The 22,857-nt window shown below is 69.5% G+C and carries 22 protein-coding genes; 6 read left to right on the top strand and 16 right to left on the bottom strand.

Features of this window, described 5'->3' with window-relative positions; genetic code table 11:
* Window positions 1-161: 161 nt before the first annotated feature.
* The 6 genes from KIH27_RS01660 to mutA form a co-directional block, all read right to left on the bottom strand.
* Window positions 162-1,919 (bottom strand): AMP-binding protein, encoded by a 1,758-nt coding sequence (locus tag KIH27_RS01660; protein WP_214091154.1) that lies wholly within the window; start codon window positions 1,917-1,919, stop codon window positions 162-164.
* 573 nt (window positions 1,920-2,492) lie between these two features.
* Window positions 2,493-3,206 (bottom strand): thioesterase II family protein, encoded by a 714-nt coding sequence (locus KIH27_RS01655; protein WP_214091153.1) that lies wholly within the window; start codon window positions 3,204-3,206, stop codon window positions 2,493-2,495.
* A 74-nt stretch (window positions 3,207-3,280) separates the two neighbouring features.
* Window positions 3,281-4,549, bottom strand: a complete 1,269-nt coding sequence (lipL, locus tag KIH27_RS01650; RefSeq protein ID WP_214091152.1) for an esterase/beta-lactamase LipL — start codon at window positions 4,547-4,549, stop codon at window positions 3,281-3,283.
* A 52-nt stretch (window positions 4,550-4,601) separates the two neighbouring features.
* Window positions 4,602-5,591: a methylmalonyl Co-A mutase-associated GTPase MeaB gene (gene meaB / locus KIH27_RS01645; protein ID WP_214091151.1), complete on the bottom strand. Its 990-nt coding sequence runs from the start codon at window positions 5,589-5,591 to the stop codon at window positions 4,602-4,604.
* Window positions 5,592-7,859: a methylmalonyl-CoA mutase gene (gene scpA, locus KIH27_RS01640; RefSeq protein ID WP_214091150.1), complete on the bottom strand. Its 2,268-nt coding sequence runs from the start codon at window positions 7,857-7,859 to the stop codon at window positions 5,592-5,594.
* 5 nt (window positions 7,860-7,864) lie between these two features.
* Window positions 7,865-9,727, bottom strand: coding sequence for a methylmalonyl-CoA mutase small subunit (mutA, locus tag KIH27_RS01635; protein ID WP_214091149.1), 1,863 nt, complete (start codon window positions 9,725-9,727; stop codon window positions 7,865-7,867).
* A gap of 178 nt (window positions 9,728-9,905) precedes the next feature.
* Between mutA and KIH27_RS01630 the strand changes: the two genes are divergently transcribed.
* Window positions 9,906-10,643 carry a TVP38/TMEM64 family protein gene (locus KIH27_RS01630; protein WP_307856758.1) on the top strand — a complete coding sequence of 246 codons (738 nt, stop codon included), beginning with the start codon at window positions 9,906-9,908 and terminating at the stop codon, window positions 10,641-10,643.
* Here the strand turns inward: KIH27_RS01630 and KIH27_RS01625 are convergent.
* The gene (locus tag KIH27_RS01625) at window positions 10,630-11,592 is read right to left on the bottom strand and encodes an NAD(P)H-dependent flavin oxidoreductase (protein WP_214091148.1); all 963 of its coding nucleotides are present in this window, start codon (window positions 11,590-11,592) and stop codon (window positions 10,630-10,632) included. The genes KIH27_RS01630 and KIH27_RS01625 overlap by 14 nt on opposite strands.
* A gap of 147 nt (window positions 11,593-11,739) precedes the next feature.
* Here KIH27_RS01625 and KIH27_RS01620 point away from each other — a divergent pair, with 147 nt between their 5' ends.
* Window positions 11,740-12,417 carry an MIP/aquaporin family protein gene (locus KIH27_RS01620; protein WP_214091147.1) on the top strand — a complete coding sequence of 226 codons (678 nt, stop codon included), beginning with the start codon at window positions 11,740-11,742 and terminating at the stop codon, window positions 12,415-12,417.
* Window positions 12,418-12,424: 7 nt separating this feature from the next.
* Here KIH27_RS01620 and KIH27_RS01615 read toward each other — a convergent pair whose 3' ends face one another.
* The 3 genes from KIH27_RS01615 to KIH27_RS01605 are packed head-to-tail and all read right to left on the bottom strand — an operon-like array spanning window position 12,425 to window position 14,404.
* A complete protein-coding gene (locus KIH27_RS01615; protein WP_214091146.1) occupies window positions 12,425-12,796 on the bottom strand; it encodes a DoxX family protein in 372 nt (123 codons plus the stop codon).
* Window positions 12,793-13,941 carry an SPFH domain-containing protein gene (locus KIH27_RS01610; protein ID WP_214091145.1) on the bottom strand — a complete coding sequence of 383 codons (1,149 nt, stop codon included), beginning with the start codon at window positions 13,939-13,941 and terminating at the stop codon, window positions 12,793-12,795. Before KIH27_RS01610 ends, KIH27_RS01615 begins: the two co-directional genes overlap by 4 nt.
* A gap of 28 nt (window positions 13,942-13,969) precedes the next feature.
* Complete coding sequence (locus KIH27_RS01605; RefSeq protein WP_214091144.1) at window positions 13,970-14,404, bottom strand: NfeD family protein; 435 nt, start codon at window positions 14,402-14,404, stop codon at window positions 13,970-13,972.
* A gap of 70 nt (window positions 14,405-14,474) precedes the next feature.
* On the opposite strand from KIH27_RS01605, the gene KIH27_RS01600 reads away from it, so the two are divergent.
* From KIH27_RS01600 to KIH27_RS01585, 4 genes are all read left to right on the top strand, one after another.
* Complete coding sequence (locus KIH27_RS01600) at window positions 14,475-15,272, top strand: Rv1486c family protein (protein ID WP_214091143.1); 798 nt, start codon at window positions 14,475-14,477, stop codon at window positions 15,270-15,272.
* 109 nt (window positions 15,273-15,381) lie between these two features.
* Entirely contained in the window at window positions 15,382-15,738 is a 357-nt protein-coding gene (locus tag KIH27_RS01595) for a CDGP domain-containing protein (RefSeq protein WP_214091142.1), read from the top strand.
* Between the two features lie 224 nt (window positions 15,739-15,962).
* Window positions 15,963-16,589 carry a hypothetical protein gene (locus tag KIH27_RS01590; protein WP_214091141.1) on the top strand — a complete coding sequence of 209 codons (627 nt, stop codon included), beginning with the start codon at window positions 15,963-15,965 and terminating at the stop codon, window positions 16,587-16,589.
* 5 nt (window positions 16,590-16,594) lie between these two features.
* Window positions 16,595-16,924 (top strand): hypothetical protein, encoded by a 330-nt coding sequence (locus tag KIH27_RS01585; RefSeq protein WP_214091140.1) that lies wholly within the window; start codon window positions 16,595-16,597, stop codon window positions 16,922-16,924.
* 47 nt (window positions 16,925-16,971) lie between these two features.
* Here KIH27_RS01585 and KIH27_RS01580 read toward each other — a convergent pair whose 3' ends face one another.
* Genes KIH27_RS01580 through moxR1 form a run of 6 tightly spaced genes read right to left on the bottom strand, consistent with a single transcriptional unit; the run spans window position 16,972 to window position 22,790 of the window.
* A complete protein-coding gene (locus tag KIH27_RS01580; RefSeq protein WP_214091139.1) occupies window positions 16,972-18,009 on the bottom strand; it encodes a ferrochelatase in 1,038 nt (345 codons plus the stop codon).
* Window positions 18,010-18,819 carry an NADH-dependent enoyl-ACP reductase InhA gene (gene inhA, locus KIH27_RS01575; protein WP_214091138.1) on the bottom strand — a complete coding sequence of 270 codons (810 nt, stop codon included), beginning with the start codon at window positions 18,817-18,819 and terminating at the stop codon, window positions 18,010-18,012.
* A gap of 43 nt (window positions 18,820-18,862) precedes the next feature.
* Window positions 18,863-19,606 carry a 3-oxoacyl-ACP reductase FabG1 gene (fabG1, locus tag KIH27_RS01570; RefSeq protein WP_372451283.1) on the bottom strand — a complete coding sequence of 248 codons (744 nt, stop codon included), beginning with the start codon at window positions 19,604-19,606 and terminating at the stop codon, window positions 18,863-18,865.
* Window positions 19,607-19,658: 52 nt separating this feature from the next.
* On the bottom strand, window positions 19,659-20,666 hold the full coding sequence (locus KIH27_RS01565) for a VWA domain-containing protein (RefSeq protein WP_214091136.1): 1,008 nt from the start codon (window positions 20,664-20,666) through the stop codon (window positions 19,659-19,661).
* Window positions 20,667-20,697: 31 nt separating this feature from the next.
* Window positions 20,698-21,609, bottom strand: a complete 912-nt coding sequence (locus KIH27_RS01560) for a DUF58 domain-containing protein (protein ID WP_214091184.1) — start codon at window positions 21,607-21,609, stop codon at window positions 20,698-20,700.
* Between the two features lie 59 nt (window positions 21,610-21,668).
* Entirely contained in the window at window positions 21,669-22,790 is a 1,122-nt protein-coding gene (moxR1, locus tag KIH27_RS01555) for a chaperone MoxR1 (RefSeq protein ID WP_214091135.1), read from the bottom strand.
* Window positions 22,791-22,857 lie beyond the last annotated feature (67 nt).

Genomic DNA, 22,857 nt, shown 5'->3' with positions numbered 1-22,857 from the left:
CGATCGGCTCGGTGTCCCCCGCCTCGGCAACCGCCAGGCGCGCCGTCAGGTCATCGATCTTGCGCAACGCCTCCGCAACGACCGAGCGACGATCGGGCGATCCGGCAACCATCCCGCTCAACTCAACCTCCCCCAGAGGTGCGCCCGCGGCGCGCCGTCAGTCATAGAGACCGAACGGAGGCATCCAGTCGGTCGAATCCGTCCCGCTGATAGACCTCGACACAGCTGGAGCGACGGATCTTGCCGCTGGTCGTGATCGGGATGGCACCCTGCGGCACCAGAACCAGATCGTTGACCTGCAGACCGTGCGCCTTGGACAGCGCCGCGGTCACCTTCCGCCGAACCTCGTGCAGTCTGTCGCGGACCTCCTCGTCCGAGCCCCCCTTGATCTTGAACTCGGCGATCGTAACAAGCTGTTCTGAGTTGCTGTTAGGGATGGAGATGGCGGCGACCCGGCCACCGGTGATCTCCTGGATCGTCGCCTCGATGTCGTCGGGGTAGTGGTTGCGCCCGTCGACGATCAGCAGGTCCTTGATCCGGCCGACGATGTACAGCTCGCCACCGGAGAGGACGCCGAGGTCACCGGTCTTCAGCCAGGGGCCCTGCGGGGTGCCCTGCGACGGGTCGACCAGCTTGCCGCCGAAGGTCGCCTCGGTTGCCTGCTGGTTGTGCCAGTAGCCGCCGGCCAGGTTGGGACCGTAGGCCCAGATCTCACCGACGGTGCCCTCCGGGTTCTCGGTCTGCGTCTCGGGGTCCACGATGCGCAGCGTGCAGGCGCGCGGCACACCACAGCTGACCAGCTCGACGCCGCCCTCGGTGCCGCACGGCTCCGCCGAGCCGTCCGCCAGCTTCTGGTAGTCGAAGCGCACGGTCGGCGGCGGGTTACCGGGGGTGTTGGAGGTCAGGTAGACGGTGGCCTCGGCCAGCCCATAGCCGGGCCGCAGCGCGGCCGGGTTCAGGTTGAACTTGGCGAACCGCTCGACGACCCGGCGCAGTGTCGCCGCGTGCACCCGCTCGGCGCCGAACGCGTAGGTGTGGACGTGCGCCAGGTCCAGGCCCGCCATGTCCTCGTCGGAGGTGCGCCGGACCGCCAGTTCGTAGGCGAAGTTCGGGCCGCCGGTGTAGGTGTTGCTGTTCTTGGCCACCAGCTGCATCCAGCGGGCCGGCTTGGCCAGGAACGCCATCGGGCTGAAGATGACCGCCTGGTGGCCGCCGACCAGCGGGAAGATGATGCCGCAGATCAGACCGAGGTCGTGGTAGAACGGCAGCCACGACACCATCGTGGTGTCCGCGGGCACCGTCTTACCGCGGTTCTCGAACGTGTCGTCGATCATCTGCTGCATGTTGACGATCGCGTTCTGGTGGCTGACCATGACGCCGGCCGGGGTGCGGGTCGACCCGGAGGTGTACTGCAGGAACGCGATCTTGGTCTGCGCCGTGGCGGCGGGGGCCGCGACCGGCTCGGAGTCCAGGTCCAGCGCGTCCACCTCGATGACGACCGGCGTCGCGGTGCCCAGGTCGCGGATGGAGTTCGCGATGTCGCCGACCGCCGCCGACGTCGTCAGGATCGCCGCCGGAGCACAGTCCCGCAGCGCCGCCGACACGCGCTCGTCGTGCACACCGAACATCGGCACCGGCAGCGGGACGGCGATCATGCCGGCCTCCAGCGCACCGAAGAACCCGACGATGTACTCCAGGCTCTGCGGCGCCAGCACCGCCACCCGGTCGCCCGGGGAGGCGCAGGAGGCCAGTTCGGCGGCGACGACCTGCGCCCGGCTGCGCAGCTGCGACCAGCTGAGGGTCTCGGGGTACCCGGCGGGGTCCACGTCGAAGTCGACGAACGTGTACGCGGGTGCGTCCGGCGTCGTGGTGGCCCGCTCCGCGAGCAGGGTCGGGATGTGGGTGTGGCTTACCGGCATAGCGATTCTTTCTCCTCGTACTGTCAGGCCGACGGATCTCAGAGACTGATGACTTCAGCCTGGGCGAGAGTGATTGCCCGGTCCGCACTAGACCGGCTCGCTGCGCGACGCCCCCCGCACAGCCAAGACATGCATTCAATTAGTGACATCGGGATACTTCCCCTGCGAGATCAAGCCCCGCGAGCGGTTCCAGCTGATTTGCTCAGCTCGACGCTTCAGCTTCTCCCCGGGCTGATCGCTCGCGCTTGGGACTCATGACGGGTACGGAACATCCGGGCATCGCGGTGACCCGGCCGATGCGGTCGGTGCCGCTGCTGCGACCATCCACTCGGACATCCCTTCTTGGTGTCTTTGGTTCCTTCACAAAAACGCCTTGGACCCCGACATCCCAGGTGTTTCCCTCCGCGGAGGCTACCACGGAAGGCCTGCTGACAGAGAATGCGATCGTGACGTACAGCACTCATACAGCAGAACCGGCATAGTAGCTCTGACCTCGACAGAAGCGCCAGAGCCGGTTCCATTACTAACAGGTAATTCACAGTCCGGACGGTCGAAAACGGTGCCGGTCGACCATCAGCTATGACAGATCGCAGCGATTTTTCCCTCGATATCGCCGACCAACTCCGGCAGGTGGTCATTGAGGTAGAAGTGATGCCCGGGTTCGCTGAACACCCGGGCGCTGAACTCGCCGGTGGTGCGTTCAGCCCACGGCGCCACCTTCGCCGCGGTGGCCACCCCGTCGTCGTCGCCGTGGTAGGCGAAGATCGGGCAGGACAGTCGCGCATCCGGTGCGCACCGATAGTCCGCCACCGACTTCAGCCCCCGCAGGGTGGGCAGGATCTGCGCCTGGAACGCCTCGTTCTCCAGCAGTGCGCGGTCGACGCCGGTCATCTGGGCTACCGCGTCGAGCAGTCCACTGTCGGAACCGCCGACGTCGTCGAAGCCGGCGTGCCCGGGGGCGCCGGTGCCGGAGACGAACAGCGCAGCGATCGGGTTGCCCTGCGCCTCGAACCGGCTGGCGACCTCGAAGGCCAGCAGCGCCCCCATGCTGTGCCCGAAGAACATCGCGGGCCCCCCGGACTGGTCGAGTGGGGCGAGCAGCTTGAACACCCGGTCGGCGAGGTTCTCGACGGTGGTGAAGGTCGCCAGGTCGTGGTTGCCGCCCTTGCCCGGGTACGGAATGCCGATGCGCTTGAGGTCACCGGTGAACGTCGTGGAGAAGTCCTTGTAGTACGCCGGTGATCCGCCGGCGTGCGGGAAGATGTACAGCGTTGGCGTGCCAGTCACCCCGCCACTTTAGTGGGGGTCGCAAGCGCGGCGGAGCCGGGCGCTGCGGGCCGCCACCATCATCCCAGTCAAGATCAGCCGGTCGCCTCGCCCGCGGTGGCGAACGCCGCCCCGAGCGTCGGCACCTCGGTGAACCCGTGTCGGCGTGCCCGCGCCGCCCCGAGTCGCAGCAGCGCGTTCAGCGCGACGAACCCGGACTGATCTGCCACCACGAACGGCGTCAGCAGCCGGTTGTGGACGAACCCGAACGCCAGGCCGCTGGCCGGGTCGGCCCAGCCCAGGGAGCCGCCCAGCCCGACGTGACCGAAACCGGGCATCACCCCGGGGCCGGGTACGGCGTGGTAGCCGAGGTGGAATGCCAGCGGCACGCCGATGTTGCGGTCGGGACGCAGGTTGAGCCGTCCGGTCAGGCCCCGCACCAGTTCCGGCGACAGGAACCGGCGGCCGTCGATCTCGCCGCCGTTGGCGATCGCCCCGTACATCCGGGCCAGCCCGCGCGCGGTGGTCACCCCGTTGACCGCGGCGGCCTCGGTGTCCAGCAGCGGCATGTCGCCCTGCACCACGGCCTTCACCCCGGGGAAGTACAGGGCACCGAACCCGGCGGTGAACTGCAACGCGGCCAGCTTCGGCGCGAGGTGGTTGAAGATCGGGTTCTGCAGTCGGCTCTGCGGCATGATGATCTGCGCCGCCCGGGTCGGGGCGTCCACCGGCGGGCGCCCCAGGTGCAGGCCGTCGGTGTTCAGCGGTTCGGCCAGTTCGGTGCGGATCAACTCCCCCATGCCGCGTCCGGTTACCGCGCGGGCCAGGCCGGCGGCCAGCCAGCCGTAGGTCAGCGCGTGGTAGGCGGGCTTGCCGCGGCGGTGATCGCTGGGGGCGGCCGCCAGCCGGTCTTCCATCAGCCGGTGGTCCATCAGTTCGTCACGGGTCAGGCCGCGCAGGTGGGACAGTCCGGCCCGGTGCCGCATCAGTTCCCGGACGGTGATCGTGGCCTTGCCGTTGGCGCCGAACGCCGGCCAGTAGTCGGCTACGGGGGTGTCGTAGTCGATCAGCCCGCGGTCGACCAGGCGGTGGATGACGGTGGACGCCATGCCCTTGGTCGCCGAGAACACCATCGCCCCGGTGTCGGCCGACCACTGCTGGCGGCCCGTGCGATCGGACCATCCGGTCCAGACGTCGACCACGGGCCGGCCGTCCAGGTACACCGACAGCGCACCGCCGCCGAACCGTCGCGCCGGGAACATCGCGGCAAAACTTCGGACCGCGCAGGAGAAGCTCTCGTCGGCCGCACCCTGGACATGCGCGGGTAGTCTCACCTGCCGGTCTTCAGCGTGTGCGGACCCCATGGGTAGAAATCTACTCCGCTCTCCAGCAAACGATCTCAAAGTTATCGGAACGTTAGCGCCAAGCGACCGCAAGTATGCGCTGCGCGGCCAGCGCCGGGGTCAGCGTCCCGAGGCGCACCTGCTGCTCCACCTCCGCGCGGACGTCGCGCACCGCCGGGTCGGCCAGCACCCGCTCCAGCACGGCATCCTGCACCAGCTGCCAGGTCCAGTCCACCTGCTGGGTGCGTCGCCGCGCATCGAACTCACCGGCCTCGGTCAGCACCCGGTGATGCCGCTCCACGGCCTCCCACACCTCGGCGAGCCCGGTGCCCTCCAGGGCGCTCATCGTCAGCACCGGTGGGCGCCACAGGGTTTCGCGCGGGTAGATCAGCCGCAGCGCCGACGACAGTTCCCGGGCGGCCATCCGGGCCTCGGCGAGGTGCTCCCCGTCGGCCTTGTTCACCACCACGATGTCGGCGAGCTCCAGCACGCCCTTCTTGATGCCCTGCAGCTGGTCGCCGGTGCGGGCCAGGGTCAGGAAGACGAACGTGTCGACCATGTCGGCGACCGTCACCTCGGACTGCCCGACCCCGACGGTCTCCACCAGGATGACGTCGAAGCCGGCCGCCTCCAGCAGCACGATCGTCTCCCGGGTGGCCTTGGCGACGCCGCCGAGCGTGCCCGACGTCGGCGACGGCCGGATGTAGGCGTTGGGGTGGGCGGCCAGCCGCTGCATCCGGGTCTTGTCGCCGAGGATCGAACCGCCGGTCCGGGTAGACGACGGGTCGACGGCCAGCACCGCCACCCGGTTGCCGCGCTCGACCAGGTGCATGCCGAGCGCTTCGATCGTCGTCGACTTCCCGACACCGGGTACGCCGGTGATGCCGATCCGGCGGGCGCCGCCGGCGTGCGGCAACAGCTCCAGCAGCAGCCGCTGCGCCTGCTCGCGGTGGTCCGCGCGGTGCGACTCGACCAGCGTGATCGCCCGCGGCAGCACCGCCCGATCGCCGGCGCGCACCGCAGCCGCCAGTGCGGCGACCGGGTCCTCAGTGTGGGCGGTCATCTAGGTCAGGTCGTACCCGCGTTGCTCGGCCAGCCCCTGCAGCAGCTTGACCGCGGCGTCGGAGATCACGGTGCCGGGCGGGAAGATCGCGGCCGCCCCGCCCGCGTACAGCTCGTCGAAGTCGCCGGGCGGGATCACCCCGCCGACCACGATCATGATGTCCGGCCGGCCGACCTCGGCCAGCGCCGCCTTCAGCGCCGGCACCAGGGTCAGGTGCCCGGCCGCCAGCGACGACACCCCGACCACATGCACGTCGTTGTCGGCGGCCTGGCGGGCCACCTCCTCAGGGGTGGAGAACAGCGCACCGACGTCGACGTCGAACCCGATGTCGGCGAACGCGGTCGCGATCACCTTCTGCCCGCGGTCGTGCCCGTCCTGCCCCATCTTGGCGACCAGGATGCGCGGCTGACGGCCGTCGGCCTCGGCGAACTTCTCGACCAGTGCGGTGGCTTGGGACAAGTTGCTCGCCCCTCCCTTGGATCCGACCTCGTCGCGGTAGACCCCGGCAATCGTACGGATCTCCGCCTGGTGGCGGCCGTACACGCCCTCCAGCGCGTCGGAGATCTCCCCCAGGGTGGCCTTGACCCGGGCGGCGTTGATCGCCAGCGCCATCAGGTTGTTGCCCAGGCCGTCGTCCCCGGCGGGCCCGGTCGCGGTGGCGGCCCGGCCGAGTTCGGCCAGCGCCGCCTGGCAGGCGTTCTCGTCGCGCTCGGCGCGCAGCCGCTCCAGCTTGGCCAGCTGCTCGGCGCGCACCCGGGAGTTCTCGACCTTGAGGACCTCGATCTCGGTGTCCTCTTCCACCTGGTATTTGTTGACGCCGATCAACGGCTGCCGGCCGGAGTCGATGCGGGCCTGGGTGCGGGCGGCCGCCTCTTCGATGCGCAGCTTCGGGATGCCCTCGCCGATCGCCTGCGCCATGCCGCCGTGCTGCTGTACCTCGGCGATGTGGGCGCGGGCCCGCTCGGCGAGCTGGTGGGTGAGCCACTCCACGTAGTAGGAGCCGCCCCACGGGTCGATCGGGCGGGTGGTGCCGGACTCTTGCTGCAGCAGCAACTGGGTGTTGCGGGCGATGCGGGCGGAGAAGTCGGTCGGCAGCGCCAGCGCCTCGTCGAGGGCGTTGGTGTGCAGCGACTGGGTGTGGCCCTGGGTGGCGGCCATCGCCTCCACGCAGGTGCGGGCGACGTTGTTGAACACGTCCTGGGCGGTCAGCGACCAGCCGGAGGTCTGCGAGTGGGTGCGCAGCGACAGGCTCTTGTCGCTCTTCGGGTTGAACTGGGCGACCAACTCGCTCCAGAGCAACCGGCCGGCCCGCAGCTTGGCGACCTCCATGAAGAAGTTCATTCCGATGCCCCAGAAGAACGACAGGCGCGGGGCGAACTTGTCGATGTCCAGGCCGGCGTCCAGGCCCGCCTTGATGTACTCCACCCCGTCGGCCAGCGTGTAGGCCAGCTCCAAATCCGCTGTGGCACCGGCTTCTTGGATGTGATATCCGGAGATCGAGATCGAGTTGAACTTCGGCATCTTCGCGCTGGTGTAGGCGAAGATGTCGGAGATGATCCGCATCGACGGCTTCGGCGGATAGATGTAGGTGTTGCGCACCATGAACTCTTTGAGGATGTCGTTCTGGATGGTGCCGGCCAGCTTCTCCGGCGGCACCCCCTGCTCCTCGGCGGCCACCACGTACAGCGCCAGGATCGGCAGCACCGCCCCGTTCATCGTCATCGAGACGCTGACCGCACCCAGATCGATCCCGTCGAACAGCTGGCGCATGTCCAGGATCGAGTCGATCGCCACTCCGGCCATCCCGACGTCGCCGGTGACCCGCGGGTGGTCGGAGTCGTAGCCGCGGTGGGTGGCCAGGTCGAACGCCACCGACAGGCCCTTCTGCCCGGCGGCCAGGTTGCGCCGGTAGAACGCGTTGGATTCGGCGGCGGTGGAGAACCCGGCGTACTGGCGGATGGTCCACGGCTGGTTGACGTACATGGTCGGGTACGGCCCGCGCAGGAACGGCGGCTCGCCGGGGAAGCTGTTCAGCGGGTAGCCGTCGGCCTGTGCGGCATCGCGGTCGGCGGCGGTGTAGACCGGCTTGACGTCGATGCCCTCCGGGGTCGGCCACTGCACCTGCTCGGGCGTGTAGCCGTGGGCCGTGGCGGCGGCCGCGATGTGTGCAGTGACGGCGCCTTCGGTCACCGGCTCGGGGCTGGTGTCGCCGCGCAGTGGGACGTCGGCGAAGCTGCCGAGAGCGGTCTGCGATGTGCTGGCGGTCATGGCTCTCAGGCTCCCAGTCGGGTGAGCAGGTCCGACAGCACCTGCACCGCATCGATCTTCATGGTCAGATAGTCGTCGGGCTTGGGGTCCACGTCGGCGACGGCCGTGGCCGGTCCGGCCAGGTAAACCCGGGTGGCGCCGGCGGCGCGGGCAGCGGCGACGACGCCGGCGGCCTCGTCGGCGTAACGCTTGTCGGTGCCGCAGAGCACCACGGCGCCCGGGGTAGCGGCCTGCGCTATCGCGGCAGCCACACCGGCGCTGTCGACGGTGCCGGGGTTGACCGCCTCGATCCCGCCGGAGGCCAGCAGGTTCGACGCGAACGTGGTGCGGATGTTGTGCTCGGCCAGCGGACCGACCGGCAGCAGCAGCACCTGCGGGCGGGCCCCGTTCGCCGCCAGGTAGGCGTCGGAGCGGTCCCGCAGCGCCTCGAACTGCTCGGCGTAGCGGCGCAGGCCCGCAGGTCGGGCCGCGCTCGGCGGCAACGGCGGCTCGGCCAGGTTCGGGTACTCGTTGACCCCGGTGATCGCGGTGTTCCGGTGCGCGATCTTCTCGGCCCGCTCGTCGGCGATCGCCGCGATCCGGCCGGCGACGTAGTCACGCGCCGCGACGAAACCGCCGAGCTTCTCGATCTCCTGGAAGTGCGCCCAGGCCTGCTCGGCGAGCTGCTCGGTGAGGTCCTCGACGAACCAGGAGCCGCCGGCCGGGTCGAGCACCTGGCCCAGGTGCGACTCCTCCAGCAGCAGCAGCTGGGTGTTGCGGGCGATGCGGCGGGAGAACGTGGTCTTGGTGTCGGGCAGGCCGCCGGGGATCGCGGCGTCGAACGGGTGGACCAGCACGGTGTCGGCGCCGCCGACCCCGGCGCCGAACGCGGCCAGCGTGGTGCGCAGCATGTTCACCCACGGGTCGCGCTGCGTCATCATCGCCGACGACGTCTCGGCGTGCACGACGGCCGCCCCGGCGTCGGCGGCACCGGCCACCTCCGCCACTCGCGCCCACAGCCGGCGGACGGCGCGCATGGTCGCGATCGTCAGGAACTGGTCGTCGCCGGCCGCCAGCCGGAAGCTGAGCTGGCCGAGCGCGTCGGCGACCGACAGCCCGGCGTCGGTGAGCAGCCGCAGGTAGGCCACCCCGGCGGCCAGGCAGCCGGCCAGTTCCCAGGCCGCGTCGGCGCCCAGGTTGTGCAGGGCTGCACCGTCCACGGTGATCGCCCGCACGCCGCGCCGGCCGGCCAGCCGTGCCGCGACCGCGGTCACGTCCGCGACCGACGGCGCCGGCCGGCCCGACAGCGGCGCGGTCAGCGGGTCGGCGCCGAAGTCGACCGACAGCCCGGACCGGTTTGCCTCGGCGATGCCGTCGAGCAGCGGCAGCAGCGCGTCCACGGCCGCGATGTAGTCCCCCGGCGCGTCCAGGATCAGCGGGACCAGTTCCAGGTACACGTCGTCGAAGACCCGGCTGAGCTCACCCACCGACACGCCGTCGGCCCCGACCCGCAGGCTGATCGCGCTGACCCCGTCGGTCAGCGCGCCGAGCAGTGCGCCGTTGACCGCGCCAGCCGATCCCGACCCGTCCACCGGGAACGTCTCCGCGACCTTCCACCCGGCGTTGACGTCGCGCAGCGCGTCGGCGCCGCGGACGAACGGCCACACCCCGGGCAGCGGCTCCTCCGGGCGGGCGTCGAACGCGGTGTACAGCGGCCGGACGGCGAACCCCTCCGGCAGGGCGGTGTCGAGCAGCCGTTCCGGCTCTCCCCCGGTCTCGTCGCTGATCTCCGCCGGGTCGCGGCGGGACCCCTTGGCCAGCACCCCGGCCACCGCGGTACGCCAGCGGGCGCGAGCCTGCTCCAGTTCGGCGGATACCTCTACTGACACCGATTCAACTCCTGTTTTTGCAACGCGTTGCAGTCCGTGATTGACACTCAGGCTAAATGATGCAGCTCGGCCGTCGACGCAGCAGGTCAGCGCTTATTAGTTACTCGTCGGTAGCGAACCAAACGCTCGGAGTCGGCCGCCACCTGCGGTTCACGATCACCCCGTAGTCTCGACCACCGTGACCGCATCCCACGATCGCACCGCCCAGCGCCTGCTGAGCCGAGTGTGGTCGACGCTGCTGGCAACCGCCCGGCAGCTGCCGGTGTGGCGGCTGGCGCTGACGGCGGCGGTGATCGTGGCGCTGGTGGCGGCCGCGCTGCTGCTGCGCCTGCCCGACGCGGTGCAGATCCGGGACTGGGCGCATGCGCTGGGGCCGTGGTTTCCGTTGGCGTTCCTGGCCGCGCACACCGTGGTGACCGTGCTCCCGTTTCCGCGCACCGCGTTCACCCTGGCGGCGGGCCTGCTGTTCGGACCGTGGCTGGGCGTGACGCTGGCGGTGGCGGCCAGTGCGCTGAGCGCCCTGGCGGCGCTGGTGCTGATGCGCGCCGCCGGGTGGCAGCTGAGCCGGCTGGTGCGCCACCCGGGGGTATACGCGCTCGACGAGCGGTTGCGGCAGCGCGGCTGGCCCGCAGTGGTGTCACTGCGGCTGATCCCGGCGATTCCGTTCGCGGTGATCAACTACGCCGCCGGCGCCTCGGCGGTGCGGCCGCTGCCGTACACGCTGGCCACCCTGGTCGGGCTCTTCCCGGGCACCGCCGCGGTGGTGGTGCTCGGTGATGCGCTCACCGGCCGGGTCTCGCCGGCGCTGTTCGTGGTGTCGCTGGTGACGGCCGCGGTCGGGGTGGCACTGCTGGCGTTCGAGATCCGCGCGCACCGCCGGGATGCGGCGCAACCGGATTCAGCTACCGCCCGCTGAGCAGGCCCGCCGCGTCTCGGGCCATCTCGGTGACGATCTGCCCGGCCGGTGCGCTGCCGTGAATCAGCCCTGCCGCCTGCCCGACGATGACGGCCGCCACCCGGTAGTCCTCGTCGGCCACCGCGGCCCGGTACTGCGCGACCATCTGCGCCGGGTCGGGTTCGGCGCCGTCCCAGCGGTCGGTGAACGCGTTGCGCAGCGCGTTCATCGTGTGTCCCGGCGGCCAGTCGTGGCCGCGGGCGACGTCGAAGACGTCGGTGCGGCAACTGCTGTCACCGTCCGCACCGGCGACCATCTCGCGCGCCGGTCCGGTGCTCAGCGCTTCGGTGGCGGCGTAGAACCGGCTGCCGCAGAGCACACCGGCGGCGCCGAGCATGAGCGCCGCTGCCAGCCCGCGGCCGTCGGCGATCCCGCCGGCCGCCAGCACCGGCGTCGTCAACCCGGCCGCGCCGACCAGGTCGGCGATCTCGGGCACCAGCGTCATCGTGCTGCGCGGCCCGCAGCCGTGCCCGCCGGCCTCACTGCCCTGCGCCACCAGCACGTCGGCGCCGACGTGCAGGGCCCGATCCGCCTGACAAAGATCCTGAACCTGGCAGATCAGCTGTGCGCCTGCCGATTTCACCGCACTCGCGAACGGTGCCGGGTCGCCGAATGACAGCATCACCGCCGCCGGCCGGTGCGACAGTGCCAGATCCAGCAGCGCCGGCCGTTCGGCCAGCGCCCAGGTGATGAACCCGCAGCCCACGGTTGCGTCCCCGGCCACTGCGAACTCCCGCCGCAGCCACGTCTCGTCGCCGTAGCCGCCGCCGATCAGGCCGAGGCCGCCGGCCCGGCTCACCGCGGCGGCCAGTGCGCCGCCGGCCACCCCGGCCATCGGCGCGGAGACGATCGGATGGGTGATGCCCAGCAATGCGGTGAATCCGGTGGTAATCGGTTCGGAAAATGTCACGACAAGCTCCTCACATCGACAACAATTCGGTACCCACCGGTTCCGAAATATCTATTGGACCACCGCTGCGCCGTTAAAGTCTGATTGGTGCCGTATGCCGGCACTCCTGAAAGTCGCAGGTACTCGACGCATGAAGGGGACGGGCCAATGGCTACCGAGAATGCCGCGGTGCGGAAGTATTTGACGGAATTGATCGGGACATTCATGTTCACGTTCTCAGTGATCGGCATTCTTGCCTCCGGCGTGGAGTGCAAAGCCGCGATCTCGCTGGGTATCGGTATCGCGCTGATGGTGATGGTCTACGCCAGCGGGCACATCTCCGGCGGTCACCTCAACCCATCGGTGTCGATCGCCGCCTACCTGCGCGGCGCCCTGCCGCTGGGCGACCTCGGGCCGTACATCGTCGCGCAGCTGGTCGGTGCGCTCGCGGCCTTCGGGGTGGGCTTCGGCCTGTGGCACGACAAGTACTTCGGCGACGCCACCAACCTCAGCGGCAAGATCTGGCCGGCGTTCCTGGCCGAGCTGATCTTCACGTTCGCGCTGTGCTACATCGTCCTGCACACCGCGACCAGCAAGGACAGCGCCGGCAACAGCTTCTACGGGCTGGCGATCGGCCTGATCGTCACGGTCGGTGTGGTGGCGGTCGGCGGCATCTCCGGGGCGTCGTTCAACCCGGCGATCACCTTCGGCCTGATGCTGCCGGGCATGTTCGCCTGGAAGTTCCTCTGGGTCTACCTGCTGGCCGAAGTGCTCGGCGCGGTGATCGCCGCCTACGCCTACAAGGCGACCACCCTCGACGAGACCACCCCGACTCGCCGCGGCTGACAACCGATCAGGACACGGTGCGGGGCTCGCTGCGCGGGCCCCGCACCGTCATCGTTGCGAACGCCCCGCCCAGCAGCACCGCCGGCACGATATTGGCGATCCGGTTGCGCACCCGAATGTGAATGCCGACCGCGACGACGAAATACAGCGTCAGCACCGCAGTCGTAACACGTGCCACCGATGGCAGCCGGAACACCGACAGCAGTCCCAGCGACAGCAGCGCTTTGGCCACCGGAACCAGCGGTCGCACCGCTGCCGGCACCCGCATCGCGTCCATGTTGTTCTCGACGTAGCGGATCGGGATGGCCGAGGCGACGGCGTCGCCTGCCAGGAATGCCGCGAGTGCCGCGTAGGTGGCCCGCGAGGTCAGCACGGTCATGACAGTCCCGGCTCCAGCGCCTGCGCAGGCCCGGCGCCTTCGACCGGCTTGCGTGCATCGGCTTCAGCCTTGGCCACCGCCTGCGCGATCGCCGGGTCGGTGCGGGTGGTGAACCAGTCGGCCACCTCATCGGCGTCGTCCTCCGGGCGCGGCGGGTTCTCCTCCACCGGCGACGGCTGGTAGCGGAACACCCCGTCCTCGCCGGGGGCACCCAGCAGCTTGGTGAAACCCTGTAGCGCCGAACCGAAGTCGCTGGGCACCAGCCAGACCTTGTTCGCCTCACCCTGCGCCATCTCCGGCAGCACCTGCAGGTACTGATAGGCCAGTAGCTCCGGGGTGGGCCGGCCGGCCTTGATCGCGGCGAACGTCTTCTCGATGGCCTTGGCCTGACCCTGGGCCTGCAGGTAGGCCGCCGCCCGCTCACCCTGCGCCCGCAGGATCGTGGACTGACGGTCGGCTTCGGCAGCCAGGATCGCGGCCTGCTTGGCACCCTCGGCGGTGAGGATCTCCGACTGCTTCTTCCCCTCAGCCTGTTTGATCGCCGACTCACGCTGGCCTTCGGCGGTCAGGATCATCGCCCGCTTCTCCCGGTCGGCCTTCATCTGTTTCTCCATCGACTCCTGGATGGACGGCGGCGGGTCGATGCTGCGCAACTCCACCCGGGCCACCCGCAGCCCCCAGCGGCCGGTTGCCTCATCGAGCACCCCGCGCAGCTGCTGGTTGATCTGGTCGCGGGAGGTGAAGGTCTGCTCCAGGTTCATCCCGCCGACCACGTTGCGCAGCGTGGTCGTGGTCAGCTGTTCGACGCCGACGATGTAGTTGCTGATCTCGTAGACCGCCGCCATCGGGTTGGTGACCTGGAAATACACCACCGTGTCGATGTTCAGGGTCAGGTTGTCCTCGGTGATCACCGGCTGCGGCGGGAACGCCACCACTCGCTCCCGCAGGTCGATGCGCGCCCGGATCCGGTCGATGAACGGCACCAGCAGCGTCAGCTGGCCGCTGACCGTCCGGCTGTACCGGCCCAGGCGTTCGATCACCGCCGCCTCAGCCTGCGGGATCAGCGCCACCGATTTGGCGACGACGACCGCCGCGAACAGCACCAGCACCGCCAGCAGCATGAAACCCGTTGTCACGCCGTCCATGTCAGCATTCCTCCTCAGATGATCCGACTCAGAGTGGTCGGTCGACCACCGCCGTGGCCCCATCGATGTGCACCACTATGACCTGCTCCCCGGCCTCGAACGCGTCGTCGTCGTTGAGTGGCCGCGCCGTCCACACCTCACCACCCAGTTTCACCCGCCCCGCTTGCTGCGCGACCCGCTCCAGGACCAGTGCGCTGCGGCCCTGCAACGCCGAAATACCGGTCTCCGCACCGGTTCCCGCCCACAGCCGTCGTCGCAGTGCGGGGCGCACCCCCACCAGGAGCAGTACCGACACCACCAGGAACACCACGCCGTCCGACCAGAGCGGCCACCCGGTCAGCCAACTGGTCGCCGCCGCCGACAATGCGCCGCCGGACAGCATCAGGAGGAACATGTCGCCGGTGAGCGTCTCGGCGCCGGCGAGTCCGAGCGCGACGATCAGCCAGATCAGGGCGGCGGGCATGCGCTCACCCTAGCGCGGCACCCGCTCGAACCGGCCCGTGCTGCACGGGCTGATTACACTGCCGGACAGTATGTGGTGCCCGAGTGTCTCCCTATCGGTCTGGGCCAACGCGTGGCTGGCCGGCCAGGCGTCGCCCGACGATGTGCTGGATGCGCTGACGGCCTGGGCGCCGGTGCAGTCGGTGGCCGCCTACGACGCGGTCGCGGCCGGCAGCATCGGGTTGTCCTGGCCGGGCGCCGGGCATGCCGGGCCGGTTGCGCTGCTGCAGACATTGCGGGCCGCGCCCGGTCCGATCCACCCGGTGCTGCCGGTCCCCGGCGACGTGCGCGGGCTGCCGCCGGGCACCGAGTTCAGCCGGGAGGCGCTCAGTGTCGGCGAGGCGGTGATCCTCGCCGGCCCGGGCACCGCGGTCGGGCTGATCCCGGAGTTCATCGATGACGATCCGCAGCCCACCATGACCTGGACCGTGCACGCACTGCCCGCGCTGCCGGTGATCGAGCAACACGATCTCGGCGCCGCCGAATACGCGCTGCGCTCGGCGGTCCGCTCGGCCGCCGAGACGATGGGCGCGGTCACGTCGCTGTACAGCGGGCCCGGTGACCCGAGGGATCTGGTCGAGGATCTGCTCGATGCCACCCGGCATCACCGGATCCCCGACCGGGCGCCGGCGCGGGCGGTCCGGGTGCTGGAGAACGCCGCCCTGGTCGACGCGATCGTCACCGTCGGCGCCGAGGCGGTGGCCACCGGCGCACAGTCCTCCTCGCAGGCCCAACGGGTCGGTGAGGTGCTGGCACCGCTGGCCGCGGTGGTGCGTACTGCGCGGGCCGCGGCGGTGGACGCGATCCTGGCGGCGGCGCGACGGGCGTAATCCGGTCCGGGGCGGCTGTCGGAGGCCCCGCCTAAACGTCGAGCGCGCGTGGTTCTACGGGGGGAGATCCGCGCGGCCACCCCGACTGCACCGAAGAGAGGAATTCACCGTGAGGTCCGGCTTGATCAAGGCACTACTCCCGCTGATGGTGGCGGGGGCTTGGCTGGCGCCGGTAGCCGGAGCAGTCCCGGACCCGGAATTCGGGAAGGGTTGTGACACGACGCCGACCGGCAGCCTCATCGACCAGTTCGGGTATCGCACCATCTGCGACGGCTACATCCGGGAAGACGGAAGCTGGGAGCGCCAGCGGATCTTCTGGGGCCGGTCGAACCGGGTGTGCGTGCCGACTGCCACGTTCCGGCGCTGCACCGACCTCGACGATGTCCCAAGGCACGTCTACAGCAAGGACGTTTACGACGTTCGGCCGGAGACCATCCCGTTCGGCGAGCCCGGGTGGATCGAGTAAAGCCCTCTCCGGGACATAGCCACGCGCTGTCCCCAATCGGCGTTTTATTCACAATCGACCTGATCAGCCTGCATTTACGTCAGACCACCCCACTGACATTCGAACTTATATTCGGATCGATGGGGGTGTGTCGTGGTGGTATGGAAACACTTCGATGCCGCCATCGTTGAGCCATCCAGCCCAGGTGGCTGGTGGGGCCACCGGCGGCCGCGGCGCGCCCAACCATGAGCGCAGGCCACCCGAACCCCCGTAATGAACGTCGCCAGGGTCAACCTGGCGGTCCCGGCGGATCACCGCCGCCGAATACCCCATCGCATGGCGGCAAGGGCTATTCCACCGATCGGCACGAGCGCCGGCTGGAATGGGAACTGGACGACGCGATGCGACGCCGGATGAAGAGTGCTGAGGGATCACTCGAGGAGGTTATGGTGCGACTCCGTGCATTACAGGAGCACCGTTCCGCGCGCGGGATCACCGGACGACTAGACGAGCGGTTCGGGAAGCCGTTCGACACCGATGAATGGCTTGTCGTCGACAGGCTCTTGAACGAAGGCCACAACGTCACCTCGATCGCGGCTCTTCGAAGCGGTGACACCACACCGGATTTGGCGATTGATGCGCGTCTCGCTGACATCAAGACATCGATCGGAACGAGCGCCACGGCTTTCGCCGGTCGGGTCAGCGTGACGTGGGATGAGCAAAACGTGCCCTACGTTTTCGTGAATGCGACACGGTCCGGGATCTGCCAAGCTGACATGGAACGAGAGATGCAGGCCGTCCTTGCGCGCGGCGATTCGATGTACATTCGGATTATCGGCGATGGTTACGACAGCGAGTACGGGAAGTGGTGATTGGCGTGCGTGCAGACGTGCTCACCGTATCCGGCGACATCGCCAGCATCCTGGATAGCCGACTCGCGAAACTTCCAGGCGCTTCGCTTGCCCGAAATGAGCACAGGCCCAACGGGTATCACTGGGTACTTCCAAATGGCGGTAAGATCCGCGTGTTCAGCAGTGCGGATCAGTCACCTGCCGGAGTAACCCTGCACTCGAACCTGCCAGATGACGAGCACAATACCTGGGCGGTCGAGATTTTCGACGGCATCTGCGCCGGCAGCGATGGCAATGTGGCACTGCTTGATGAGGACGACAACGTCGTCAAGTCGCGGCGTCAGACCGCTGTGTAGTTCGCGCGAACCGGGCTAAGACTGGCACCGAGGTGCGGACTTGTCGATCAACATCCCCGACAATCGACGACCAGCGCGGCACAGTGCGGAGCCCCGCACGAGGCCCCGTCGACGCCGGCTCGGCAGCCGGGAACAGGATCCACGCCACTGAGCCGGGCCGGTTCCCCCCCGTCGCGCAGCTCGTCGATGAGCCCGCGGGCCAGGGCGGCGAACCGCCGGTCGGCGTTGGGGGTTGCGGCCCGGGCGTAGGCGATGCCGGCGGCCTCGGCCTGCAGGCGCACCTCATGGTCGAGGTCCCACAGCACCTCGATGTTGTCGCTGACGAAGCCGATCGGGCAGACGATCACCGCACGGGCGTCGGCGCCCGCCAGAGTGTGGAGATGGTCCTCGACGTCGGGTTCCAACCACGGCACCTGCGGCGGGCCGGAGCGCGACTGCCACACCTGATCGAAGTCGGCGTAGCCGGCGGCTGCCGCGACAAGCCGTGCGGCATAACCGACTTGGCGGCTGTACAGCCGCGGCCCGTACTGCTCGTCGGCGGCGACCGGTATCGAATGCGCGGTGAACACCAGCCGGGCGCCGGCACGCCGGTCGACGGGCAGGGCTTCGGCGGCGGTGCGGATCGCCTCGGCGAACATCTCCACGAACAGCGGGTGGTCGAAGTAGTGCCGCAGCTTCACCAGTTCCGGCGCCTGCTCCCCCGCCACAGCCCGGGCTCGGGCGATGTCCTCGGCGTACTGCTCGCAGCCCGAATATCCGCCCCACGCGGAGGTGGTGAACACCGCCGCCCGGCGCACCCCGTCCGCCGTCATCGCCACGACGGCGTCCTCGACGTACGGCTCCCAGTTGCGGTTGCCGAAATACACCGGTAGTTCCGGCATTTCGAGCCGCAGCTGCTCGATCAGCGCCCGGTTGATGGCGTTGATCGGCGACACGCCGCCGAAGTGCCGGTAGTGGTGGGCGACGTCCTCGAGACGTTCGGGCGGGATGCCCCGGCCGCGGGTGACGTTGGCCAGGTACGGCAGCACCTGCTCCTGCCCTTCGGGTCCGCCGAAGGACAGCAGCAGGACCGCGTCGAAATCCATTTAGAGCAGCTGGGTGTGCGCCCCGCCGTCGGCGTAGACGATCGTGCCGGTGGTGGCCGGCAGCCAGTCCGACAGCAGCGCGCAGACGGTCTTGGCGACCGGGGTCGGGTCCTTCATGTCCCAGCCGATCGGTGAACGCTGGTCCCAGCCCTCCTCCAACAGCCGGATCTGCTCACCGGCTCCCTCGCCGAGCGCACCGCCGACGATCGCGCTCATCGCCAGGGTCCGGATCGGCCCGGCCGCAACGAGATTGGACCGCACCCCGGACTTACCGGCCTCGCGCGCCACGAACCGGTTCACCGACTCCAGCGCGCTCTTGGCGACCGTCATCCAGTTGTAGGCCGGCATCGCCCGCGTTGGGTCGAAGTCCATGCCGACGATGGAGCCGCCCGGCGCCATGATCGGCAGCGTCGCCTTGGCCAGCGAGGCGTAGGAGTACGCCGAGATGTGGATGCCCTTGGCGACGTCCTCGTAGGGGGCGTCGAAGAACGGGTTGACGCCCATCCCGGTCTGCGGCATGAAGCCGATCGAGTGCACCACGCCGTCGATCTGGTTGCCCTCGCCGATCACCTCGGTGATCCGGCCGGCCAGCGAGTCCAGGTGCTCGTCGTTCTGTACGTCGAGTTCCAGCAGCGGCGCCGGTTCCGGCAGCCGATCGATGATCCGCTGGATCAGCCGCAGCCGGTCGAAGCCGGTGCAGACCAACTGCGCGCCGGCCTCCTGCGCGGCCTTGGCGATGTGGAACGCGATCGAGGAGTCGGTGATGATCCCGGTGACCAGGATCCGCTTGCCTTCGAGAAGCCCTGCCATGAAAAGTCCTTTTCTGCTCCGTGAGTCGGGGGTGCCGAAATCCTCAGTGGCCCATGCCCATACCGCCGTCGACGGGGATCACCGCGCCGGCGATGTAGGAGGCGTCCTCGGACGCCAGGAAGCTGACCGCACCGGCCACCTCGGCGGCGGTACCGACCCGCTTGGCGGGGATGAACTCCAGCGCGCCGGCCTGGATGCGCTCGTCCAGCGCGCGGGTCATCTCGGTGTCGATGTAGCCCGGGGCCACCACGTTGGCGGTGACGCCGGCCTTGGACAGTTCCCGCGAGATGGACCTGGCCATTCCGATCAGGCCGGCCTTGGCCGCGGCGTAGTTGGCCTGGTTGCCGATCCCCCACATGCCCGACACCGAGCCGATGAAGATGATCCGGCCGAACCGCTTCTTCTGCATGTTGCGGCAGGCCCGCTGCGCCACCCGGAACGCGCCGGTGAGGTTGGCGTTGATGACCTCTTCGAACCGCTCCTCGGTCATCCGCATCAGGAACGCGTCCTTGGAGATGCCGGCGTTGGAGACCAGCACCTCGACCGGGCCCTGGTGCTCCTCGACCTCTGTGAACGCGCGGTCGACGGCGGCGTTGTCGGTGACGTCGCACTCCACCCCGAACAGCCCCTCCGGAGCACCCGAGCCGCGGTGCGTGACCGCCACCTTGTGGCCGTCGGCGGCCAGCCGCTGCGCAATCGCCAGGCCGATACCCCGGTTTCCTCCGGTCACCAGGACGGAACGGGACACGAACGCGGGTTTGCCGGCGGCTGTTTCGCTGTCAGTCACCGGCATAACTTATCAGTGCCCGACAGCTCACCGGCGCACCGGACGCAGCGTGCTAGGCGGGCAGCCGCCGGTTCAGCAGCAGCGCCGCGAAGCCTGCTAGCGCCAGGACCAGCGCGCCCAGCCGCAGCCAGCCGGTGCTGGCCTCACCGCGAATCGTCTCGTAGCCGATCTGGTTCTGCAGGCTGGAGTAGACCTCCTTGAGCTGCTGCAGGGTGGATGCGGTGTAGGCGGTGCCACCGGACAGGTCGGCGATCTTCTTCAGCGAGTCGTCGTCGACCGGGACCGGCTGGCGCTGCTCGTTGATCTCCACGTAGCCGTACGGGGTGCCGAACGAGATCGTCGAGATCGGCACGCCCTGGTCCTTGGCGGTGCGTGCCGCGGTGAACGCACCCTTGGGGTTGTCCGGGTTCGACGGCACCGTCTCCTTGCCGTCGGATTCGAGCACGATCCGGGCCGGCGGCGGGGTGTCGCCGCCGCCGATCACCGCGCCGACGGTGGCGATCGCCTGCAGCGCCGTGAAGATCCCCTCCCCGGTCGCGGTGCGATCCGCCAGTTGCAGCCGGTCGATCGCCGACTTGGTGGCCTCCCGGTTGGTGGTCGGCGAGACCAGCACGGTTGCGGTGCCGGCGTAAGCGATCAGACCCAGGTTGATGCCCGGCGTCAGCTCGTCGGCGAACTGCTTGCCGGCCTCCTGCGCGGCGACCAGGCGGCTCGGCGCGACGTCGGTGGCCCGCATCGACTGGGAGACGTCGATCACCAGCATCACCACCGCGCGGTTGCGGGGAATCCGGACGTCGTGGGTGGGCCCGGCCATCGCGACCGTGAACAGCACCAGCGAGCTGAGCAGCAGCACCGCCGAGAGGTGCCGCCACTTCGTCGGCGACTTCGGTGCGACGCTCTCCAGCAGCTCCATGTTGGCGAACCGCAGGATCCGGCGCTGCCGGGCCACCTGCATGAAGATGTACAGGCCGAGCAGGCCGATGATCACGAACAGGAACAGGAAGAACCACGGGTGGGCGAAGCCCGACAGCGTCATCGGCCCGAGTAGCGGCAACGTCATAGCAGACCTGTCTCTTCGGTGCGGGTCGAGCTCACGAAATCCCCGCCAGCGCACCGCGCCGGCGGGATTCGACGAATCGGACGATGTCGGCGATCCAGTCACGATCGGTGCGCAGGCTCAGCAGCGGCGCGCCGCAGCTGCGCAGCGCGCGCGTCACGTCACCGTGGTGGACGGCCGCGGCCCGGGAGAAGTCGTCGCGCAGTTTCGCGTCGATGGTGAACTCGCGGGTGACCCCGGATTCGGTGTCCTGCAGCACCACGTCGCCGACGTCGGGCAGTTCCACGTCGCGCGGGTCGAGCACCTCCACGCCGAGCACCTCGTGGCGGGCGGCGATCGCGCGCAGCGGACGCATCCAGTTGATCGGGCCGAGGTAGTCGCTGATGATCACCGCCATCCCGCGGCGACGTTCCGGCCGGCGCAGGGCGTCGATGGCGGCGGCCAGGTCACCGCGCACCCCGACCGGGGCACGCGGGGTGGTGGCGATGGTCCGCAGCAGCGTCTGCTCGTGGTTGCGCCCGGACCGGGCCGGCACCCGCACCACGCGCTCCCCGTTGGCGACCAGTGCGCCGATCCGGTTGCCGCCGCCGCTGTTGAGGTAGATGATCGCCGCCGCCGCCGCGACCGCCAGGTCGCGTTTCTCGCAGCCGGCGGTGCCGAAGTCCATGCTGGCCGACATGTCGATCACCAGCCAGGTCTCCAGCTCCCGGTCGGCGATCATCTGCCGGACGTGCGGGTGGGTGGTGCGGGCCGTCACCGACCAGTCCATCCGGCGCACGTCGTCGCCGGGCTGATACAGCCGCGACTCCCCCGGCTCCGATCCGGGGCCGGGGATCAGACCCAGGTGGTCGCCGTGCAGCACCCCGTCCAGCTTGCGCTTGACGGTCAACTCCAGGGTGCGCAGCGCGGCCGCCAGCTTCGGGTCGCGGATCCCGCCGCGCAACATCGACGGCGGCCGCGAACCGGGTTCGGCCGGCCCCGGCTCCGGCCGGGGGGCGGCGTCGGTCACCGACCGCTGACCGTGGCCGCGACGGTCGGCGCTCCAGGCGCACCCGATGCGCCGGGCGGCACGGGCTGCGGCTGCTGCGGAACGGCGTTCACCTGGGGCAGCGCCACTGTCTGCAGCACCCGGTTGATGACGATGTCCGAGGTGATCTCGTCGGCCATCGCGTCGTAGGACAGCACCAGCCGGTGCCGCAGCACGTCCGGGATGACCTCGATGACGTCCTGCGGGATCACGTAGTCGCGGCCGCGCACCAGGGCCAGCGCCCGGGAAGCCGAGATGATGCCCAGCGAGGCGCGCGGCGACGCGCCGAACGACAGCCAGTTCTTCACGTCCGGCATGCCGAACTGCTCGGGCTGGCGGGTCGCGGTGATCACCCGGACCACGTAGTCGACCAGCGCGTGGTGCACGAAGTTGTTGGCGGCCAGCGCCTGCAGGCGCACCAGGTCGCTGATCTGCAGGATCTCCTTGGGCTCCGGCGGGGTCACCCCCATCCGGTAGATGATCTCGCGCTCTTCCTCCGGCGACGGGTAGTCGACGTTGATCTTGAACAGGAAGCGGTCCCGCTGCGCCTCGGGCAGCGGGTAGACGCCCTCGTGCTCGATCGGGTTCTGGGTGGCCATCACCAGGAACGGGCTGGGCAGCGGGAACGTCTTGCCGCCGATCGACACCTTGCGTTCCTGCATGACCTCCAGCAGCGCCGACTGCACCTTGGCCGGTGCGCGGTTGATCTCGTCGGCGAGCAGGAAGTTGACCATCACCGGGCCGAGTTCGGTGTCGAACTCCTCCCGGCCCTGCCGGTAGATCCGGGTGCCGATGATGTCGGTGGGAACCAGGTCCGGGGTGAACTGGATGCGGGCGAACGTGCCGCCGACCACCCGCGCGAAGGTCTCCACCGTCAGCGTCTTGGCGACGCCGGGCACACCTTCCAGCAGCACGTGGCCCTTGGCCAGCAGGCCGACCAGGACGCGCTCGACCAGTTGGTCCTGCCCGACGATGACGCGCTTGACCTCGAAGATGGCCCGCTCCAGCGCCTGCACCTCGGCGGCCAGGCCGCCGGCCGGGGCCCCCGCGGACCCGGAGAAACCGCTGGCGCCCGTGGGCGTCCCATCCGGTGACGTCATCGACTAACCCTCCACAAAGTTCGGTCGGACACGACTGCTTGCACGGCCGGTGGCCGAGGGGCAGCGG

Origin of the sequence: Mycolicibacter acidiphilus, from assembly GCF_018455725.1 — a bacterium.
In the GTDB taxonomy this organism is placed as follows: domain Bacteria; phylum Actinomycetota; class Actinomycetes; order Mycobacteriales; family Mycobacteriaceae; genus Mycobacterium; species Mycobacterium acidiphilum.
This window is presented reverse-complemented; position numbering and strand designations above follow the sequence as displayed.

What these genes read in the sequence shown, in the direction of transcription:
- KIH27_RS01620 (WP_214091147.1), top strand. Translation starts at nt 11,740, where the DNA reads ATGGCTACCGAGAATGCCGCGGTGCGGAAGTATTTGACGGAATTGATC.
- KIH27_RS01605 (WP_214091144.1), bottom strand. Translation starts at nt 14,404, where the DNA reads ATGCCCGCCGCCCTGATCTGGCTGATCGTCGCGCTCGGACTCGCCGGC.
- moxR1 (WP_214091135.1), bottom strand. Translation starts at nt 22,790, where the DNA reads ATGACGTCACCGGATGGGACGCCCACGGGCGCCAGCGGTTTCTCCGGG.
- KIH27_RS01615 (WP_214091146.1), bottom strand. Translation starts at nt 12,796, where the DNA reads ATGACCGTGCTGACCTCGCGGGCCACCTACGCGGCACTCGCGGCATTC.
- KIH27_RS01660 (WP_214091154.1), bottom strand. Translation starts at nt 1,919, where the DNA reads ATGCCGGTAAGCCACACCCACATCCCGACCCTGCTCGCGGAGCGGGCC.
- KIH27_RS01590 (WP_214091141.1), top strand. Translation starts at nt 15,963, where the DNA reads ATGAGCGCAGGCCACCCGAACCCCCGTAATGAACGTCGCCAGGGTCAA.
- inhA (WP_214091138.1), bottom strand. Translation starts at nt 18,819, where the DNA reads ATGGCAGGGCTTCTCGAAGGCAAGCGGATCCTGGTCACCGGGATCATC.
- KIH27_RS01565 (WP_214091136.1), bottom strand. Translation starts at nt 20,666, where the DNA reads ATGACGTTGCCGCTACTCGGGCCGATGACGCTGTCGGGCTTCGCCCAC.
- KIH27_RS01610 (WP_214091145.1), bottom strand. Translation starts at nt 13,941, where the DNA reads ATGGACGGCGTGACAACGGGTTTCATGCTGCTGGCGGTGCTGGTGCTG.
- KIH27_RS01560 (WP_214091184.1), bottom strand. Translation starts at nt 21,609, where the DNA reads ATGTTGCGCGGCGGGATCCGCGACCCGAAGCTGGCGGCCGCGCTGCGC.
- scpA (WP_214091150.1), bottom strand. Translation starts at nt 7,859, where the DNA reads ATGACCGCCAGCACATCGCAGACCGCTCTCGGCAGCTTCGCCGACGTC.
- meaB (WP_214091151.1), bottom strand. Translation starts at nt 5,591, where the DNA reads ATGACCGCCCACACTGAGGACCCGGTCGCCGCACTGGCGGCTGCGGTG.
- KIH27_RS01580 (WP_214091139.1), bottom strand. Translation starts at nt 18,009, where the DNA reads ATGGATTTCGACGCGGTCCTGCTGCTGTCCTTCGGCGGACCCGAAGGG.
- lipL (WP_214091152.1), bottom strand. Translation starts at nt 4,549, where the DNA reads ATGGGGTCCGCACACGCTGAAGACCGGCAGGTGAGACTACCCGCGCAT.
- KIH27_RS01600 (WP_214091143.1), top strand. Translation starts at nt 14,475, where the DNA reads ATGTGGTGCCCGAGTGTCTCCCTATCGGTCTGGGCCAACGCGTGGCTG.